The sequence below is a fragment of the Kitasatospora sp. NPDC023118 genome (genome assembly GCF_055560875.1).
Genome location: NZ_JBVHHW010000010.1, coordinates 18054 through 34853, shown reverse-complemented (window position 1 = coordinate 34853; position 16800 = coordinate 18054). Strand labels below are relative to the sequence as shown.

Sequence of the window (16800 nt, the reverse complement as noted above, 5' to 3'; positions counted from 1 at the left end):
AAGACGCCCCTCAGGGCCTGTCCGGCAAAGATCCGCCGGGCAGGCCCTGGGCGGCACGGAGCTCCAGGTAGCGGCGGTAGGCCTCGCGGCCGTCGGTGACGAAGGTGTCGCGGGTGAGGCGCTCGGCCAGCTCGTCGGGAGTGAGCCAGGCGTGCCAGGCGACCTCGGACACCTGCGGGGAGACCGGGCCGTCCCACTCGGCCTCGTACATGTCGCACCACCAGGAGAGCCTGCCGCCGTCGGGCTCCCGGAAGAGGAACTTGAACAGCGGGCGCGGCGTGATGCCGTGGACGCCGAGCTCCTCCTCGGCCTCGCGGACGGCGGCCTCGGCGTAGGTCTCGCCGGAGCCGACCACGCCGCCGACGAACATGTCGTACGCGCCGGGGGCGAACAGCTTGGTGTCGGTGCGGCGGTGGACGAAGATCCGGCCGGCCGGGTCGCGGACCAGGATGAAGACGCAGCGGTGGATGAGCCCCCGCCGGTACACCTCCCCGCGCAGCGCGGTCCCGATGATCCGGTCGTGCTCGTCGACGACGTCCAGTAGCTCTTCGGCAGGGTTGGTCATGTCCGACAGGTTAGGGTTCCGGGGCCCGCTTCGAACGCGGGATCGATCGAACGGGCGGATCCGGACGGGCTGAATCCGGACAGACTGAGGGCGGCGCGCGGTGGTGGAGATCTGGGGCGAGACGGCCGAGGGGTTCGAGTCCGTACGGGCGGCCTTCGCGCGGAACTTCGCCGAGTACGGCGAGCTCGGCGCGGCCTTCGCGCTGTACCTGCGCGGCCGCAAGGTGGTCGACCTGTGGGGCGGCGACGCCCGGCCCGAGGTCGGCGGGCGGCCCGCGCCCGCGGCGCCGTGGACGGCGGACACCGCCCAGGTGCTGCGCTCGGTCACCAAGGGCCTGACCGCGACCACCGCGCTGCTGCTGGCCGAGCGGGGCCTGCTCGACCTGGACGCGCCGACGGCCTCGTACTGGCCGGAGTTCGCGGCGGCCGGCAAGGGCGAGGCGCCGGTGCGCTGGCTGCTGTCGCACCAGGTCGGGGTGCCCGCGCTGGACGTGCCGCTGCGCCTGGAGGACGTGCTGACCTGGGAGCGCGCGGTCGCCGCCGTCGCGGCGCAGGCGCCGGCCTGGGAGCCGGGCACCGCGCACGGCTACCACCCGTACACCTTCGGCTGGCTGGTCGGGGAGGTGGTGCGGCGGGTGAGCGGTCGGACGATCGGACAGTACTTCGCCGAGGAGATCGCCCGGCCGCTCGGACTGGACCTGTGGATCGGGCTGCCGGCCGGCGCCGCGCCCCGGGTCGGCAAGCTGGTCGACCTGCCCGCCCCGGAAGCGGCCCGGACCGGCCCGAGCGGGCTGCGGCTGCGGCCCAAGCAGTCCGTCCGGGACGCCTACCAGGACCCGACCTCGCTGACCGCCCGCTCCTTCGCCTCGGTGCTCCCCGGGGTGAACATGAACGACCCGGCGGTGCAGGCCGCCGAGATCCCCGGCGCGGGCGGCATCGGCACCGCCCGTTCGCTGGCCCGGTTCTACGCGGCGCTGATCGGCGCGGCGGACCGTCCGGACGGCTCAGGCGCGCTCCTGCCGCCGCTGCTCGGCCCGGAGGTGCTGGCCCGCGCGGTCGGGCCGGTGGTGAACGGCCCGGACCGGGTGCTGATCGTCAACTCCACCTTCGGCCTCGGCTTCTGGCGGCACGGCCCGACCGCGCCGATGGCCTCCCCGGCGAGCTTCGGCCACCCGGGCCGGGGCGGCTCGCTGGGCTTCGCCGACCCGGACCTCGGGCTGGGCTTCGGGTACGTCACCAACGGCATGCAGCCGGGTGTCACCGGGGACGTCCGTTCGCGCAACCTGATCCGCGCGGTGCGGGGGTGCCTGGGCCTGTCCTGAGGCGGTCGGCTACGCCTGGCCGGTGTCGAAGCGGCTGATCTTCCCGCCCTCGACCGTGAAGCGCCAGGCGGTGCGCATCACGCCCCAGGTGTCGTTGGTGAACTCGGCGATCAGCGCGTGGCCGCCGGTGGACTCGCTCTGGACGTCCATCCGGCCGTTCGGGCCGAAGATCTCCCGGTCGGCCCAGTCCGCGAGACTGCGCTCCGAGCCGTCGTCGGACATGGTCGCGTCCGGGGTGAGCAGGGCGAAGAAGGCGTCGCGGTCGCCCGCGTTGACCGCGGTGACGAAGGCGCGGACGGCGGGGTCGGTGAGCTTGGCGGGGGCGATGGTCATCTGCCGGGACTCCCAACGGGAACGAGCGGACTGGGGAGTCCTGTCTACGGCGTTCTCGCGGGGTGTCCGGGCATGTCGGCGGCGCGTCGGCAAAATCGGCGGATTCATGTGCTTAAATCCTGAAACAGGCGATTTGCCCCGACAAGCCCGCCGCGGGGAGTGGCGGTGGAGCGGGAGGCCCGGTCCGGGACTCCCGCTCCACTCTTGCCCGACGGGCCCGGCCTAGAAGAAGCCGACCGCGTCGGGGGAGTAGCTGACCAGCAGGTTCTTGGTCTGCTGGTAGTGCTCCAGCAGCGCCTTGTGGTTCTCCCGGCCGATGCCGGAGTTCTTGTAGCCGCCGAAGGCCGCGTGCGCGGGGTAGGCGTGGTAGCAGTTCGTCCACACCCGGCCCGCCTGGATGGCGCGTCCGGCCCGGTGGGCGGTGTTGATGTCGCGCGTCCACACGCCCGCGCCGAGCCCGTACTGGGTGTCGTTGGCGAGCGCCACGGCCTCGTCGAAGCCGTCGAAGCGGGTGACCGAGACGACCGGGCCGAAGATCTCCTCCTGGAAGACCCGCATGCTGTTGACGCCCTCGAAGACCGTCGGCGTCACGTAGTACCCGCCGGCCAGCGAGCCGCCGAGGTCGGCGCGCTCGCCGCCGACCAGGACCTTGGCGCCCTCGGCCTGGCCGATCTCGAAGTACGAGAGGATCTTCTTCAGCTGTTCGGCGCTGGCCTGCGCGCCGATCTGGGTGTCGGTGTCCAGCGGGTTGCCCTGGCGCATCGCGCGCACCCGCGCCAGGCCGTCGCCGAGCAGCCGCTCGTAGACCGAGGCTTCGATCAGCGCGCGGCTGGGGCAGGTGCAGACCTCGCCCTGGTTGAGGGCGAACATCGCGAAGCCCTCGACGGCCTTGTCGTAGAAGGCGTCGTCGGCGGCGGCGACGTCCGCGAAGAACAGGTTGGGGCTCTTGCCGCCGAGCTCCAGGGTGACCGGGATCAGGTTGTCGGCGGCGGAGCGGGAGATCAGCCGGCCGGTGCTGGTCTCGCCGGTGAAGGCGAGCTTGCGCACCCGCTTGCTGGCGGCGAGCGGGGCGCCCGCCTCCTCGCCGAAGCCGGTGACGATGTTGACCACGCCGGGCGGCAGCAGGTCGGCGGTCAGCTCGGCCAGCAGCAGCACCGAGGCCGGGGTCTGCTCGGCGGGCTTGAGCACCACCGCGTTGCCGGCCGCCAGCGCCGGGGCCAGCTTCCAGATCGCCATCAGGATCGGGAAGTTCCACGGGATGATCTGGCCGACCACGCCCAGCGGCTCGTGGAAGTGGTACGCCACGGTGTCCTCGTCCAGCTGGGAGAGGCCGCCCTCCTGGGCCCGCAGTGCACCGGCGAAGTAGCGCAGGTGGTCGACGGCGAGCGGGAGGTCGGCGGCCAGCGTCTCGCGCACCGGCTTGCCGTTCTCCCAGCTCTCCGCGACGGCCAGCTGCTCGAGGTTGGCCTCCATCCGGTCGGCGATCCGCAGCAGCACCTGCGCCCGCTCGGCGGCGGAGGTGCGGCCCCAGTCCGGGGCGGCGGCGTGGGCCGCGTCGAGGGCGGCCTCGATGTCCTCGGCGGTGCCGCGGGCCACCTCGGTGAACACCTCGCCGGTGACCGGGGTCGGGTCGCCGAAGTACTCGCCGCGCGCCGGGGGCGTCCATCCGCCGTTGATCCAGTGCTCGTACCGGGAGCGGTAGGCGACGATGCTGCCGGGCGCGCCGGGGGGCTGGTAGACCGTCATGCTCTGTGTCTCCTCGCGACGTCGGGCGCCGCCCGGCGCCGATCGGGCCGTAGGCGGCGCGCCGGACCACCCGGTCAGCGGGCGGTCCGGCGGGAGGGTGCGGACACGCAGTCGGGCCGGCGCCCAGCCGGGGGCGCCCGCCGTCGAGCACGATAGCCGCCGAGCACGCGGTGCGGCTACCGTCCGTACGAGGGCTCGTACGGACGGTGCGCGATCAGGACGTTCCCGGCCCGGGCGCGCGGAGGGCGCGTTCGACGGCGCGCACGCCCCCGACGAGCTTCAGACCGCGTGGTACCGGCCGGTGCGGGCCTCCCAGCTCAGGTAGCCGGCCAGCCAGGTGAGCAGCCCGTCCGCGTACTGCCGGGCGATCGCGCACTCTATCCGGGACAGGCCCAACTCCCGGTAGACGTCCGCCAGTCGCTCGTGCAGCTCGGCGCAGCGGTCGACCATCAGCTGCGCCTCCGCCATGACCGCCGAGCAGGCCTCCTCGGCCGAGCAGTGGCGCTCGCGCTGGACGATCATGACCAGGTTGTTGACGTCCCCGCGCGGCGCCTCCAGCGGGAAGGAGCGCACGTCGTTGCTGAGCGAGGGTATGTCGGCCGCCAGCTGGCGGAGTTGACGCAGGACCGGGTGGTGCAGGACGGCGGCGGGGACCTCGAACTGGCCGAGCCGCTCGACCATGTCGAAGATGGTCTCCATCGCCGCGGTGCCGCGTCTGAGTTCGAGGTAGCCGTCCCGGTCCGGCGGCCGGGCGGAGATCCGGCCCGCCGCCTCGGCCGGGTGACTGGCGAAGTAGTACTCCCAGTTGTAAGCCGCGCGGGCCTGCCAGCGGGCGGGCATGCCGCGCGCGCTACGGCTCCACAGATCGGCGAAGGCGGTCTCGACCGCGGAGTCCGGGTCGGGGCGGGCGCCGTGCAGGACGGCGATCAGGCGTTCGCAGATCGGGGCGACCTCGGTGGGGCGGCGGCCGAGCGGGCCGTCGAACTGGTCGTCGAAGAGGAAGTAGAAGCCCATCAGGTCCGCCGCCAGGGCGAGTTCGTCCGGCCCGGCGTCCGGGTAGCCGAGCGCGGCGAGGTCGACCACCTCCCAGTGCGCGTAGCCGGGATGGTCGGCGTCGGGCAGCAGTGGGTGGCGGATCAGCCAGTCGCGGTGCAGCTTGGTGGCGTACGGGCCGTGCGGGCTGCGGCGGTACGGGAACGGAATCTGAAGTGAGGTGTCGTCAGACATCGGACTCCCGGTGCAGCGGAGGGCGGGCGCTTGTGGTTCGATCATTGACCGTGGGGGAGTTGACGCGGCGGAGCGCGAGCGGTGAGGGGCGCTATGCAAGATCATCTGCGCCTCGCGGGCCGTAGGGTATCTGATATAATGATCGGACGTTAGAGATATAGGGCAATTGCCCTTGGCAAGCCGCCCGAACCCTCACCGTCCGCCCCAGCCTGCGCGAATGCCGCACAGCGAGCCGCGAGCGGCGCTAACCTCGGCTCCACGAACAGTGATGGAGCGGCTCCCACGGACAGTGGCCGAGCCGCGCCGTTGGCGGGTGAGGCGGAGGCGCGACGGTGACCGAGCAGGGCAACGAACTTCGGACGGGAACCGGTTCCGGCGGGGACGGCAACAGCGCCGCACCCCGGATCAGGCTGCGCGACCGTGACGCCGAAGTGCGCTCGGTGGAGGCGGCCATCGACCGACTCTGCCGCGAGTTCGCCGCGGGCGGCACCGAGATCGGTGACCTGCTCACCTTCTCCGGCCGCCCCGGCATCGGCAAGACCAGTCTGCTGCACGAGGTCCGACGGATCGCCAAGCTCCGCGAGGGCGCCTGCGTGCTGTTCGCCCGAGGCGGCGAACGGCAGTTCAAGGAGCCGTACCACGTGCTGCGCCAGCTGCTCCAGCCCGTGCTCAGCGATCTGAGCGCGGACGAGTTCCACCAGGTCATGGGCACCTGGGAGGAGGTCGTCGGACCGGCCATGGGCCTCAAGCAGCCCAAGGCGGGAGCCCGCCGCCTCGACCCGCAGGGCGTGCGCGACGGCCTCGACTACGTGCTGACCCAGCTCGCACCGCGCCGCGCGCCGATGGTGATGATCGTCGACGACCTGCACTGGTCCGACGCCGAATCCCTCTCCTGGCTCGCCAAGTTCGCCGTCCGTTCCGGCGAACTGCCCGTACTGCTCGTCTTCGCCTTCCGCGAGGACGAGAACGACTGGCCCAACGAGACCCAGGACCTGCGCCGGGACATCCTCGGACTCAAGGCCCGCAAGCACGAGCTCAACCGGCTCACCCTGAGCTCCGTCACCGACATGATCCGCGCCGAACTCGGCGACAGGGCCGAGGACGCCTTCTGCTACGAGTTCTGGAACGTCGTCAACGGCAACCCCTTCGAGGCCGGTCGCCTGCTCGACCAGGTCCGTGAGCAGGAACTCGAACCGGTCGAGGAGAACTCCCGGCAGCTGCGCGAACTCGCCGTCGACGCCACCGGGATGACCCTCAAGAGCTGGCTGGACCGGCTCGGCGCCAGCACCCTGCGCTTTGCCTGGGCCTGCGCCATGCTGGGCACCGACATCCGGATCGACCTCGCCACCCGGATCTCCACCCAGAGCACCGAGGGCGCCCGCGACTCCATCAAGCAGCTGCGCAAGCAGCGCGTGCTCACCCAGGCCCCCAACGGGAACCTGGAGTTCGTCCACCCGCTGATCGGCAGTTCCATCTACAACACCATGCCGGAGGCCACCCGCCTCGGCATGCACGGGATCGCCGCCGCCGAGATCGAGAACGCCGGACTCGGCCTGCTCGCCGCCTCCCGTCACCTGGTCGAGACCCACTCCGGCGAGGGCGACGACCGGATCGTCAAGAAGCTGCGCCGCGCGGCCGTCGAACACCAGCTGATCGGTGCCCCCGAGGCCGCCCAGCGCTGCCTGCACCGCGCGCTCAACGAGCCGCCCGCCGACGACATCAAGGCCGAGGTGCTGTACGAACTCGGCTGCTCCGCACTGCTCACCGACCCTGGCGCCACCGTCAACCAGCTCAAGCTCGCCCTCGACCCCGACGAGGGGCCGCTGCGCTCCGAACTGCGGGTGGACGCCACCTTCCGGCTCTCCGAGGTGCTCGCCCACAGCGGCGAGCTGGGCCAGGCCGCGCTGGTCTGCCAGGAGGAGGCCGAGCAGACCGTCGAGCCGGCCGGGCGGCAGCGGCTCCAGGCCGCCTCGTTCATGTGGCACGCGTTCCGCAAGTCCGAGGAGGACGGCCCCGGTCGCTCCGCCCGGTTGGGCGAGATGTGCCGGAGCCTGCCCGGCCGCGAGGCCGCCGACCGGGCGGTGCTCGCCATGCGCGCCTGGGACCTGACCCTGCGCGGCGAGCCCTCCGCCGACGCGCTCGCGCTCGCCGACGAGGTCCTCGACGGCGGTCGGCTGCCCAAGGGCCTCGGCTGGACCGACACCACCTGGGGCTTCGAGCTTCCCTCGATGCTCGGACTCACCTACATCTACAACGACCGCATCGCCCAGGCCGAGCGGCTGTTCGCGGACGCCATCATCCAGTTCGAGGTGGCCGGTTGGAGCGGCGCCCACCGGGGCTTCGCGTACTTCCTGATGGGTCTGGCCCGCTTCCGCCGCGGCCTGCTCGCCGAGGCCGAGGACTTCCTGCGCCGGGCGTACCGCATCTCCGAGCGGATCGGTCAGAAGCTGCCGCTGGCCTGGGACGCGGTGGGCGTGCTGGTGGACACCCTGATCGCCCGCGGCCGGGTCGACGAGGCCTGGACGCTGGCCAACGAGTTCGGCTTCCACCCGCCGTACCACGCCACCGCCATGGTGCTGCCGGACGCGGCCTCGCTGTACGGCAAGCTGCTGATCGCCATGAAGCGCCACGCGGGCGCGGCCGCCGCGCTCACCGAGGCCGGCGCCCAGCTGGAGATCCGCGGCTGGCGCAACACCGTCTGGGCGCCCTGGGCCGGGCACCTGGCCATCGCGATCGCGGACGACGAGCCCGAGCGCGCCCGCGGCTACGCCCAGAAGGCCGTCCGGGACGCGCGCGCCTTCGGCACCGCCTCGGCGATCGGCGGCGCGCTGCGGCTGCAGGCACAGGTCGAGAACGGAGAGCAGGCGGTCGAGCTGCTGGAGCAGGCCGTCGAGTACCTCGGGCAGTCCCCGGCCGGGTACGAGCACGCCGTCGCGATGGTCGACCTGGGCGCCGCGCTGCGCCGGGTCGGCCGGCTGGAGGACGCCCAGGAGTACCTGTACCAGGGCATCGAGCTGGCCCAGCACTGCTCGGCGGAGAAGCTGGTCGACCAGGCCCGGCGGGAGCTGGCCAACTACGGCCTGCGGCCCAACCGGCTGGAGAAGCGCGACTTCCGGGAGACGCTCAGCGGGCCCGAGTGGGAGGTCGCCAAGCGCGCCGCGCGGGGCGTGCCGCCGCAGCGGATCGCCGACGAGCTGGGGGTGCAGCTGAGCCTGGTCAACCGGCGGCTGGCCGCGGTCTACCGCAAGGCGGGCAGCGGGCCGGACGGTCTCGCCTCGGCGCTCGGGATGCAGGCCCAGCCGCGCGAGGAGCAGGGGGAGTAACGGAGGCCCGGGCGAGGGCGGCGGACGGGTGGCGCCCGGGCGGCGCGCGGAGGCGTGGGAGCGCTTCTGCTGCCGCCGTCCTCGCTAGGCTGACGGACACCACGGGGGCCGCGGCAGCGCCTCCTGACGGATGGACGGACCCGGAACCGGGCGGAGGCGGCGGCGCCGTCGCCAGTGAGGAGCAGGCATGGCGAGCGAGGCCACCGGCGTGCGGCATGAACCCCTCGACCCCTCGGGTGCGGGCGCCGCGATCCAGCGCTGGACGCTCTCCGCCGGCCCGTACGAGGCGAGCGTGCTCACCCTCGGCGCCACCCTGCACACCCTGAGCGCGCCGGACCGCAGCGGCCGCAGCGCCCAACTGCTGCTGTCCACCGATCAGTTGGCGCAGATCCTGGGCCCGGCCCGGCACTACGGCGCGGTGGTGGGCCGGTACGCCAACCGGATCGACCGCTCCGAGGTCACCATCGACGGCGAGGAGCACCCGCTCGCGCCGACCGGCGGCGGGCTCACCATCCACGGCGGGCCGGACGGCTTCGCCCAGCGGATGTGGGCGGCCGAGCCGATCGAGGGCGGGGTGCGGCTACGGCTGCACAGCCGAGACGGCGACCAGGGCTTCCCGGGCGCGCTGGACGTCACCGTCTCCTACACCCTGTCCAGCACCCCGGAGGGGGGCGGCGAGCTGGTGATCGCGTACCACGCGGTGACCAGCAAGCCGACGGTCGTCAACCTGACCAACCACGCCTACGTCAACCTCGCGGGTGAGGGCAACGGCGACGTCCTGGGCCACCTGCTCACCCTGGACGCCGACGAGTACACCCCGGCCGACGAGCGGCAGATCCCGTACGGGCGGACCGAGCCGGTGGCCGGCACGCCCTTCGACTTCACCGTGGCCACGCCGATCGGCAAGTCGGTGCACGACGAGCACCCGCAGCTGGCCGGGCCCGGCGGCTACGACCACAACTGGGTGCTGCGGGCCCGGCCGGCGGACGGCAGCCCGGCGCGGGCCGCGCTGCTGGAGGACCCGGTCAGCGGCCGCACCTTGGAGGTGCTGACCACCGAGCCGGGCATCCAGGTCTACACGGCGAACAAGTTCCAGGGCGCGGTCACCGGCGCGAGCGGGGTCCCGTACGGGCCGTTCGCCGGGATCGCGCTGGAGACCCAGCACTTCCCGGACTCCCCGCACCACCCGGCCTTCCCGAGCACCGTGCTGCGGCCGGGGGAGGAGTTCCGCTCGACCACGGTGCTGCGGCTGAGGACCAACTAGGCGTTCCGGCCGCGGCTCAGGTCCCGGCGCATGCTGAGCCGGGGCCAGCGGTCCAGGCCGTGCTCGGCCTCCTTGCGGCGGATCTCGCGCAGGCCCGGGGTCAGCTCCGCGTCGGCCAGTGGGCGGAAGCCGCAGCGGGCGTAGTAGGGGGCGTTCCAGGGGACGTCCGCGAAGGTGGTCAGGGTGAGCGCGGGGGTGTCGGCGCCCTCGTGCCCGGCGAGGTGGTCGATCAGGGCCCGGCCGATGCCCCGGCGGGCGTGGTCGGGGTGGACCGACACCTGTTCGATGTGCAGGGCGCCGTCCACCGGCTCGGCCAGCAGGTAGCCGGCGATCGTCCCGTCGGGGGCCTGCGCGACCAGGGCGACGCCGTGTTCCAGGTAGTGCGCCAGCTCCTCCGGGGCCGGGGGCTCGTCCTCGGCGACCTCCGGCATCCCGATCGCGGCGAAGGGGGCTCCGGCGGCGCGTTCCAGCTCGCTCAGCAGTGGCAGTTCGTCCTCGGTGACGGCTCTGATGCGCATGCGTCCAGTCTGCTGCAAGCGCCCTTCGGCCACGGACGGTGGTCCCGTCGGCCAGGCCGTAGCGGGGTGAAACGGACGAAGGCGGACATTGCTCCGCGCTGTCAACTACCGTGCGGCCACGTCCAGGACACGTGGATGTAACGATCGGCGTTTCTTGCAGAAACTTGCTGCAAGGACTTTCCGTCCCTCTTGCGCCGCTGTTAACTTCCTTCCCGAGCCCGACGGCAGCAAAGGTGCGGTCGGCACGAGGCAGCCATTATGCGCCTGTCTCCGAACATCTCGGGCACCCCCACCCTCCCAAGGAGTTCTCATGCGGCGTGGCATCGCGGCCTCTGCCCTCGTTGTGGCCCTCGCGGTCTCGATGGCTGCCTGTGGCAGCAGTGGCGGCTCCGGTTCGGACGGCAAGGCCGACGGCCCCGTCACCATCACGTACTGGGACACCTCCAACGCCACCAACGAGGCTCCGAACTACCAGGAGCTGGCCAAGAAGTTCGAGGCCGCCAACCCGAACATCAAGGTCAACTTCGTCAACGTGCCGTTCGACCAGGCGCAGAACAAGCTGCAGACCGCCATGGGGGCCAAGGGCGCGCCGGACGTGTTCCGCTCCGAGGTCGGCTGGACCGCCGCCTTCGCCAAGGCCGGCTTCCTGGAGCCGCTGGACGGCACCCCGGCCGCCGCCGACACCTCCACCTTCCAGCCCAGCCTGATCCAGCAGGCCAAGTACGAGGGCAAGCTGTACGGCGTGCCGCTGGTGACCGACACCCTGGGCCTGCTCTACAACAAGGAGCTGTTCGCCAAGGCCGGCATCACCGAGGCGCCGAAGACCTGGGACGAGCTCAAGACCGACGCCGCCGCCGTCAAGGACAAGGCCGGCGTGGACGGCTTCTGGCTGAAGGCCGCGGACGGCTACTACGCGATGCCGTTCCTGTTCGGCGAGGGCACCGACACCGTCGACGCCGCCGGCAAGAAGGTCACCGTCGCCTCGCCGGAGGCCGTCAAGGCCGTCGAGACCTACAAGTCGATGTTCACCGCGCCGGGCATGGCCAAGGCCGACGTCACCACCGACGCCTACGCGCACATGATGGACGCCTTCAACAGCGGCAAGGTCGCGGCGATCATCCAGGGCCCCTGGGAGATCACCAACATCTACAAGGGCTCCGCCTTCGCCGACAAGAACAACCTCGGCATCGCCGCCGTCCCGGCCGGCTCCAGTGGCAAGGCCGGCGCCCCCACCGGCGGCCACAACATCGCCGTCTACGCCGGTGCCGACAAGGCGCACAAGGCCGCCGCCGAGAAGTTCGCCGCCTTCATGACCTCGGCCGAGAGCGAGGCCTTCATCGCGCAGAAGAACTCCACCCTGCCGACCCGCTCCGACGCCTTCACCGCCGACGTCAAGGCCGACCCGGGCATCGCCGGCTTCCAGGGCATCCTGAGCAGCGCCAAGCCGCGCCCCGAACTGCCCGAGTACAGCTCGCTGTTCGCCTCGCTCGGCGAGAACCTGGGCAAGTCCCTCCAGGGCACCAGCACCCAGGACGCGCTGAACACCGTCGCCACCGACTACGCCAAGCTCCTGCCGGGCTTCGCCAAGTAGTCCCCGCGCCCGGCCTGCCGACCGTACGGCAGGCCGGGCCGTCGGCTCCCCCGAGAATCCCCCCGAGAAGGTGTGAACGATGTCAGTCGCCGTGCAGGGCGCCACCGGCAAGGGCAGCCGGGAGCGCGATCAGCGTCCGGGCCTGCTGGAACGCCTCAAGCGCTCCTACGCCAAGCACTGGTACGCCTACGCGATGATCGCCCCGGTCGTGCTGGTGCTCGGCGTCCTGGTGTTCTACCCGCTCGTCCAGGGCATCTGGCTGACCCTCACCGACGCCAACAGCCTCAATGTCGCCCGCAAGATCGGCGTCAACGAGATCCCGGCCAGCTACCAGTACATCGGCTTCCACAACTACGCCGACATCCTCTGGGGTCCCGGCTCGTACGACCGGTTCTGGTCCCACTTCGTGTGGACCATCGCCTGGACGGTCATCTGCGTCTGCCTGCACTACACCCTCGGCCTCGGCCTCGCCGTCCTGCTCAACAAGAAGCTGCGCGGGCGCGCCGCCTACCGGATGCTGCTCATCCTCCCGTGGGCCGTGCCGACCTTCGTCACCGTCTTCTCCTGGCGCCTGATGCTCTCCGACGGCGGCGTCGTCAACACCATGCTCTCCGCCCTGCACCTGCCCGAGCCCGGCTGGCTCACCGACCCGTGGGCGCAGAAGGCGGCCGCGATCCTGGTCAACACCTGGGCCGGCGTGCCGTTCATGATGATCTCGCTGCTCGGCGGCCTGCAGTCGATCCCGGCCGAGCTGTACGAGGCCTCCGAGATGGACGGTGCCACCCGCTGGCAGCAGTTCCGCCACATCACCCTGCCCGGGCTGCGCACCGTCTCCTCCACCGTCGTGCTGCTCGGCGTGATCTGGACCTTCAACCAGTTCAACGTCATCTTCCTGCTCTTCGGCTCCGGCGCCCCCGACGCCCAGCTGCTGGTCACCTGGGCCTACCGACTCGGCTTCGGCCAGATCCCCCGGGACTACGCGCAGTCCGCCGCCTACGGCGTGATCCTGCTGTCCATCCTGATCGTCTTCACCGCCTTCTACCGGCGCTGGCTCGCCCGCAACGAGCAGGCCAACGGCTGAGGCCCCGGACCCAGTTGACCCACGAAGGCAGGTAACCCCGATGAGCACCACCACCGAACGCCCCGCCGCCGCGGCGACCGCGGCCCCGGCCGCCCGGCCCGCGAAGTTCCGGCCGCGCGGCGAGAGCAGCCCGCTGTCCAAGGCGCTGTCCCACGGCGTCCTGATCCTGGCCAGCCTGATCGCGCTGTTCCCGGTCGGCTGGATCCTCTTCGTCTCGCTCGGACCGGACAAGACCGACTACCTCCACCCCGGCCAGATCTTCGGCAAGCTCACGCTGTCGAACTACCAGCACGTGCTGGGCGACACCGACTTCTTCACCTGGTTCGGCAACGCCCTGCTGGTCTCCGGCGTCACCACCGTGTTCGGCGTCATGCTCGCCGCCACCACCGGCTACGCCGTGTCCCGGATGAAGTTCCCCGGGCACAAGCCGCTGATGTGGTCGCTGCTGGTCACCCAGATGTTCCCGATCGCGGTGCTGATCGTGCCGATGTACACGATGCTCTCCGAACTCGGCCTGCTGGACAGCTACACCGGCCTGATCCTGGTCTACTCGACCACCACCGTGCCGTACTGCGCCTGGCTGCTGAAGGGCTACTTCGACACCATCCCGGTGGAGATCGACGAGGCCGGCCGGGTCGACGGGCTCAGCCCGTTCGGCACCTTCTGGCGGCTGGTGCTGCCGCTCGCCCGCCCGGGCCTGGCGGTCGCCGCCTTCTACTCCTTCCTCACCTACTGGGCCGAGGTGCCCTTCGCCTCCACCTTCATGCTCAGCTCCGACAAGTACACGCTGGCCGTCGGCCTGCAGAGCTTCGTCAGCGAGCACGACGCCCAGTGGAACCTGATGGCCGCGACCGCCGTGCTGATCGCGATCCCGTCCGCGGCCTTCTTCTACCTGGTGCAGCGTCACCTGGTCACCGGCCTGACCGCCGGCGCCTCCAAGTCGTAACGCTCCACGAAGTCCCAGCACTTCGCGAGGCCCTTGCGTTCCTCGAAGACACAGCGCTCCCCGCTCCTCTAGTCCCCAAGGGATACCGTCCATGACCCAGAACCTGGCCGACACCTCCCGGCCTGCCGCCGACACCGCTCACGAGGCGAACGTCAGCGCGTCCAGAGGCTGGTGGCGGGACGCGGTCATCTACCAGGTGTACCCGCGCAGCTTCGCCGACTCCAACGGCGACGGCATGGGCGACCTGCCGGGCATCCGCAGCCGCCTGCCGTACCTGCGCGACCTCGGCGTGGACGCCGTCTGGCTCTCCCCGTTCTACGCCTCGCCGCAGGCGGACGCGGGCTACGACGTCGCCGACTACCGTGCGGTGGACCCGATGTTCGGCACCCTGCTGGACGCCGACGCTCTGATCCGGGACGCCCACGGGCTGGGGCTGCGGATCATCGTCGACCTCGTGCCCAACCACTCCTCGGACCAGCACGAGTGGTTCCAGCGCGCCCTGCGTGAGGGCCCCGCGTCCCCGCTGCGCGACCGCTACCACTTCCGCCCCGGCAAGGGCGAGAACGGCGAACTGCCGCCCAACGACTGGGAGTCCATCTTCGGCGGCCCGGCCTGGACCCGCACCGAGAACCCGGACGGCACCCCCGGCGACTGGTACCTGCACCTGTTCGCCCCCGAGCAGCCCGACTTCAACTGGGAGAACCCGGCCGTCGCCGACGAGTTCCGCTCGATCCTGCGGTTCTGGCTCGACATGGGCGTGGACGGCTTCCGCATCGACGTCGCCCACGGCCTGGTCAAGGCCCCCGGACTGCCCGACCTCGGCGGCGCCGACCAGCTCAAGCTGCTCGGCAACGACGTCATGCCGTTCTTCGACCAGGACGGCGTGCACGAGATCTACCGCAGCTGGCGCAAGATCCTCGACGAGTACCCGGGCCAGCGGATCGGCGTCGCCGAGGCCTGGACCCCGACCGTCCAGCGCACCGCCAACTACGTCCGCCCCGACGAGCTGCACCAGGCCTTCAACTTCCAGTACCTGGGCACCGATTGGGACGCCACCGCGCTGCGCGAGGTGATCGACCTGTCGCTCGACTCGATGCGCCCGGTCGACGCCCCCACCACCTGGGTGCTGTCCAACCACGACGTCACCCGGCACGCCACCCGCTTCGCCAACGAGCCGGGCCTGGGCACCCAGATCCGCACCCCCGGCGACCGTTCGCTGGGTCTGCGCAGGGCCCGCGCCGCCACCCTGCTGATGCTCGCGCTGCCCGGCTCCGCCTACGTGTACCAGGGCGAGGAGCTCGGCCTGCCGGACGTCACCGACCTGCCGGACGAGGTCCGCCAGGACCCGTCCTTCTTCCGTCAGGCCGGCCAGGACGGCTACCGCGACGGCTGCCGCGTCCCGATCCCGTGGTCCGGCACCGAGGCCCCGTACGGCTTCGGACCGGTGGCGGGCGGGCCGTCCTGGCTGCCGCAGCCGGCCGAGTGGGCCGCGCTCAGCGTCGAGGCGCAGACCGGCGACCCGACCTCCACCCTGGAGCTGTACCGCAGCGCGCTGGCCGTCCGCCGTGCGCAGCCCGACCTGGGCGCCGGTACCGAGGTCGAGTGGCTGGACGCCCCCGAGGGCACCCTGGCCTTCCGCCGCGGCTCCTTCGTCTGCACCGTGAACACCACCGGCGAGCCGGTGCGGATAGCGGCGCCCGGTCGACTGCTGCTCGGCTCGACCGAACTCGTGGTGGACGGCGGCGAGACGATGCTCGCTCCGGACAGCACCGGTTGGTGGGCGGTCTGACGTGGGTGCAATAGGCTCTGGGCCCGTGACTACGGCGCGACTCTCAGACATCGCGGCGCAGGCGGGGGTCAGCGAAGCCACCGTCTCCCGCGTACTCAACGGCAAGGCGAACGTCTCCGCCGCGACCCGGCAGACCGTGCTGGCGGCGCTCGACGTGCTCGGCTACGAGCGGCCGACCCGGCTGCGCCAGCGCAGCGCCGGGCTGATCGGGCTGATCACGCCGGAGCTGAGCAATCCGATCTTCCCCGCGCTGGCGCAGGTGATCGAGCAGGTGCTCAGCCGGCACGGCTACACCCCGGTGCTGTGCACCCAGACGCCGGGCGGGTCCACCGAGGACGAACTGGTCGAGATGCTGGTCGACCGGGGCGTGGCGGGCATCGTCTTCGTCTCCGGGCTGCACGCCGACAGCACCGCCGACCACGACCGCTACGCCCGGCTGGCCGGGCGTAGAGTGCCGTTCGTGCTGATCAACGGCTACAGCGAGCGGATCGACGCGCCGTTCATCTCGCCGGACGACCGGGCCGCGATGTGGATGGCCGTCCAGCACCTGGCCGAACTCGGGCACGAGCGGATCGGGCTGGCGGTCGGGCAGCGGCGGTACGTGCCGGTGCTGCGCAAGATCGAGGGCTTCACGGCCGCGATGCGCGAGGTGCTCGGGCGCAGCCAGGAGGAGGCGGAGGAGCTCGTCCACCACACGCTGTTCAGCGTGGAGGGCGGGCACGCGGCGGCCGGTGCGCTGCTCGACAAGGGCTGCACGGCGATCGTCTGCGGGAGCGACATGATGGCGCTCGGGGCGATCCGGGCTGTGCGGCAGCGCGGGCTGTCGGTGCCGCAGGACGTGTCGGTGGTCGGCTTCGACGACTCGCCGCTGATCGCCTTCACCGAGCCGCCGTTGACTACGATCCGCCAGCCGGTCGAGGCGATGGCCACGGCGGCGGTGGACGCGCTGCTGGAGGAGGTCGGCGGGAACGCCGCCCAGCGCGGGGAGTTCATGTTCCAGCCGGAGCTGGTGATGCGCGGGTCCACCGGGGCCTGCTCGCGCTGACCCCCGGTACCGGATGGCGGTACTCAACTGACGGGCCCCGGAGGGCGGTTG

The 16800-nt window shown here is 71.8% G+C and carries 13 protein-coding genes; 8 read left to right on the top strand and 5 right to left on the bottom strand.

Going from position 1 to position 16800, the window contains the following annotated elements:
* Positions 1-10 precede the first annotated feature (10 nt).
* Complete coding sequence (locus ACZ3UD_RS14940; RefSeq protein ID WP_465586419.1) at positions 11-565, bottom strand: NUDIX hydrolase; 555 nt, start codon at positions 563-565, stop codon at positions 11-13.
* Between the two features lie 100 nt (positions 566-665).
* Here ACZ3UD_RS14940 and ACZ3UD_RS14935 point away from each other — a divergent pair, with 100 nt between their 5' ends.
* The gene (locus tag ACZ3UD_RS14935; RefSeq protein ID WP_465586417.1) at positions 666-1886 is read left to right on the top strand and encodes a serine hydrolase domain-containing protein; all 1221 of its coding nucleotides are present in this window, start codon (positions 666-668) and stop codon (positions 1884-1886) included.
* Positions 1887-1895: 9 nt separating this feature from the next.
* On the opposite strand, the gene ACZ3UD_RS14930 is transcribed toward ACZ3UD_RS14935, so the two are convergent.
* The 3 genes from ACZ3UD_RS14930 to ACZ3UD_RS14920 form a co-directional block, all read right to left on the bottom strand.
* Positions 1896-2219, bottom strand: a complete 324-nt coding sequence (locus tag ACZ3UD_RS14930; RefSeq protein WP_465586415.1) for a nuclear transport factor 2 family protein — start codon at positions 2217-2219, stop codon at positions 1896-1898.
* 222 nt (positions 2220-2441) lie between these two features.
* The gene (gene exaC / locus ACZ3UD_RS14925) at positions 2442-3965 is read right to left on the bottom strand and encodes an acetaldehyde dehydrogenase ExaC (RefSeq protein ID WP_465586412.1); all 1524 of its coding nucleotides are present in this window, start codon (positions 3963-3965) and stop codon (positions 2442-2444) included.
* A gap of 279 nt (positions 3966-4244) precedes the next feature.
* The gene (locus ACZ3UD_RS14920; protein ID WP_465586409.1) at positions 4245-5192 is read right to left on the bottom strand and encodes a terpene synthase family protein; all 948 of its coding nucleotides are present in this window, start codon (positions 5190-5192) and stop codon (positions 4245-4247) included.
* A gap of 332 nt (positions 5193-5524) precedes the next feature.
* Between ACZ3UD_RS14920 and ACZ3UD_RS14915 the strand changes: the two genes are divergently transcribed.
* Positions 5525-8515 carry an ATP-binding protein gene (locus ACZ3UD_RS14915; RefSeq protein WP_465586406.1) on the top strand — a complete coding sequence of 997 codons (2991 nt, stop codon included), beginning with the start codon at positions 5525-5527 and terminating at the stop codon, positions 8513-8515.
* 187 nt (positions 8516-8702) lie between these two features.
* The gene (locus ACZ3UD_RS14910; RefSeq protein ID WP_465586403.1) at positions 8703-9779 is read left to right on the top strand and encodes an aldose epimerase family protein; all 1077 of its coding nucleotides are present in this window, start codon (positions 8703-8705) and stop codon (positions 9777-9779) included.
* Here ACZ3UD_RS14910 and ACZ3UD_RS14905 read toward each other — a convergent pair.
* Complete coding sequence (locus tag ACZ3UD_RS14905) at positions 9776-10297, bottom strand: GNAT family N-acetyltransferase (protein WP_465586400.1); 522 nt, start codon at positions 10295-10297, stop codon at positions 9776-9778. The two genes, ACZ3UD_RS14910 and ACZ3UD_RS14905, sit on opposite strands and share 4 nt — an antisense overlap.
* 310 nt (positions 10298-10607) lie before the next feature.
* Here ACZ3UD_RS14905 and ACZ3UD_RS14900 point away from each other — a divergent pair, with 310 nt between their 5' ends.
* From ACZ3UD_RS14900 to ACZ3UD_RS14880, 5 genes are all read left to right on the top strand, one after another.
* Entirely contained in the window at positions 10608-11888 is a 1281-nt protein-coding gene (locus tag ACZ3UD_RS14900) for an extracellular solute-binding protein (RefSeq protein WP_465586397.1), read from the top strand.
* A gap of 79 nt (positions 11889-11967) precedes the next feature.
* Positions 11968-12969: a carbohydrate ABC transporter permease gene (locus tag ACZ3UD_RS14895; protein ID WP_465586394.1), complete on the top strand. Its 1002-nt coding sequence runs from the start codon at positions 11968-11970 to the stop codon at positions 12967-12969.
* 40 nt (positions 12970-13009) lie between these two features.
* Positions 13010-13915 carry a sugar ABC transporter permease gene (locus tag ACZ3UD_RS14890; RefSeq protein ID WP_465586391.1) on the top strand — a complete coding sequence of 302 codons (906 nt, stop codon included), beginning with the start codon at positions 13010-13012 and terminating at the stop codon, positions 13913-13915.
* 91 nt (positions 13916-14006) lie between these two features.
* Positions 14007-15704, top strand: a complete 1698-nt coding sequence (locus ACZ3UD_RS14885; protein ID WP_465586388.1) for a glycoside hydrolase family 13 protein — start codon at positions 14007-14009, stop codon at positions 15702-15704.
* A 25-nt stretch (positions 15705-15729) separates the two neighbouring features.
* Positions 15730-16749 carry a LacI family DNA-binding transcriptional regulator gene (locus ACZ3UD_RS14880; RefSeq protein ID WP_465586385.1) on the top strand — a complete coding sequence of 340 codons (1020 nt, stop codon included), beginning with the start codon at positions 15730-15732 and terminating at the stop codon, positions 16747-16749.
* Positions 16750-16800 lie beyond the last annotated feature (51 nt).

Coding starts and splice junctions, on each gene's coding strand:
- ACZ3UD_RS14905 (WP_465586400.1), bottom strand. CDS start 10,297: ATGCGCATCAGAGCCGTCACCGAGGACGAACTGCCACTGCTGAGCGAG.
- ACZ3UD_RS14895 (WP_465586394.1), top strand. CDS start 11,968: ATGTCAGTCGCCGTGCAGGGCGCCACCGGCAAGGGCAGCCGGGAGCGC.
- ACZ3UD_RS14910 (WP_465586403.1), top strand. CDS start 8,703: ATGGCGAGCGAGGCCACCGGCGTGCGGCATGAACCCCTCGACCCCTCG.
- ACZ3UD_RS14900 (WP_465586397.1), top strand. CDS start 10,608: ATGCGGCGTGGCATCGCGGCCTCTGCCCTCGTTGTGGCCCTCGCGGTC.
- ACZ3UD_RS14940 (WP_465586419.1), bottom strand. CDS start 565: ATGACCAACCCTGCCGAAGAGCTACTGGACGTCGTCGACGAGCACGAC.
- ACZ3UD_RS14930 (WP_465586415.1), bottom strand. CDS start 2,219: ATGACCATCGCCCCCGCCAAGCTCACCGACCCCGCCGTCCGCGCCTTC.
- ACZ3UD_RS14920 (WP_465586409.1), bottom strand. CDS start 5,192: ATGTCTGACGACACCTCACTTCAGATTCCGTTCCCGTACCGCCGCAGC.
- exaC (WP_465586412.1), bottom strand. CDS start 3,965: ATGACGGTCTACCAGCCCCCCGGCGCGCCCGGCAGCATCGTCGCCTAC.
- ACZ3UD_RS14890 (WP_465586391.1), top strand. CDS start 13,010: ATGAGCACCACCACCGAACGCCCCGCCGCCGCGGCGACCGCGGCCCCG.
- ACZ3UD_RS14885 (WP_465586388.1), top strand. CDS start 14,007: ATGACCCAGAACCTGGCCGACACCTCCCGGCCTGCCGCCGACACCGCT.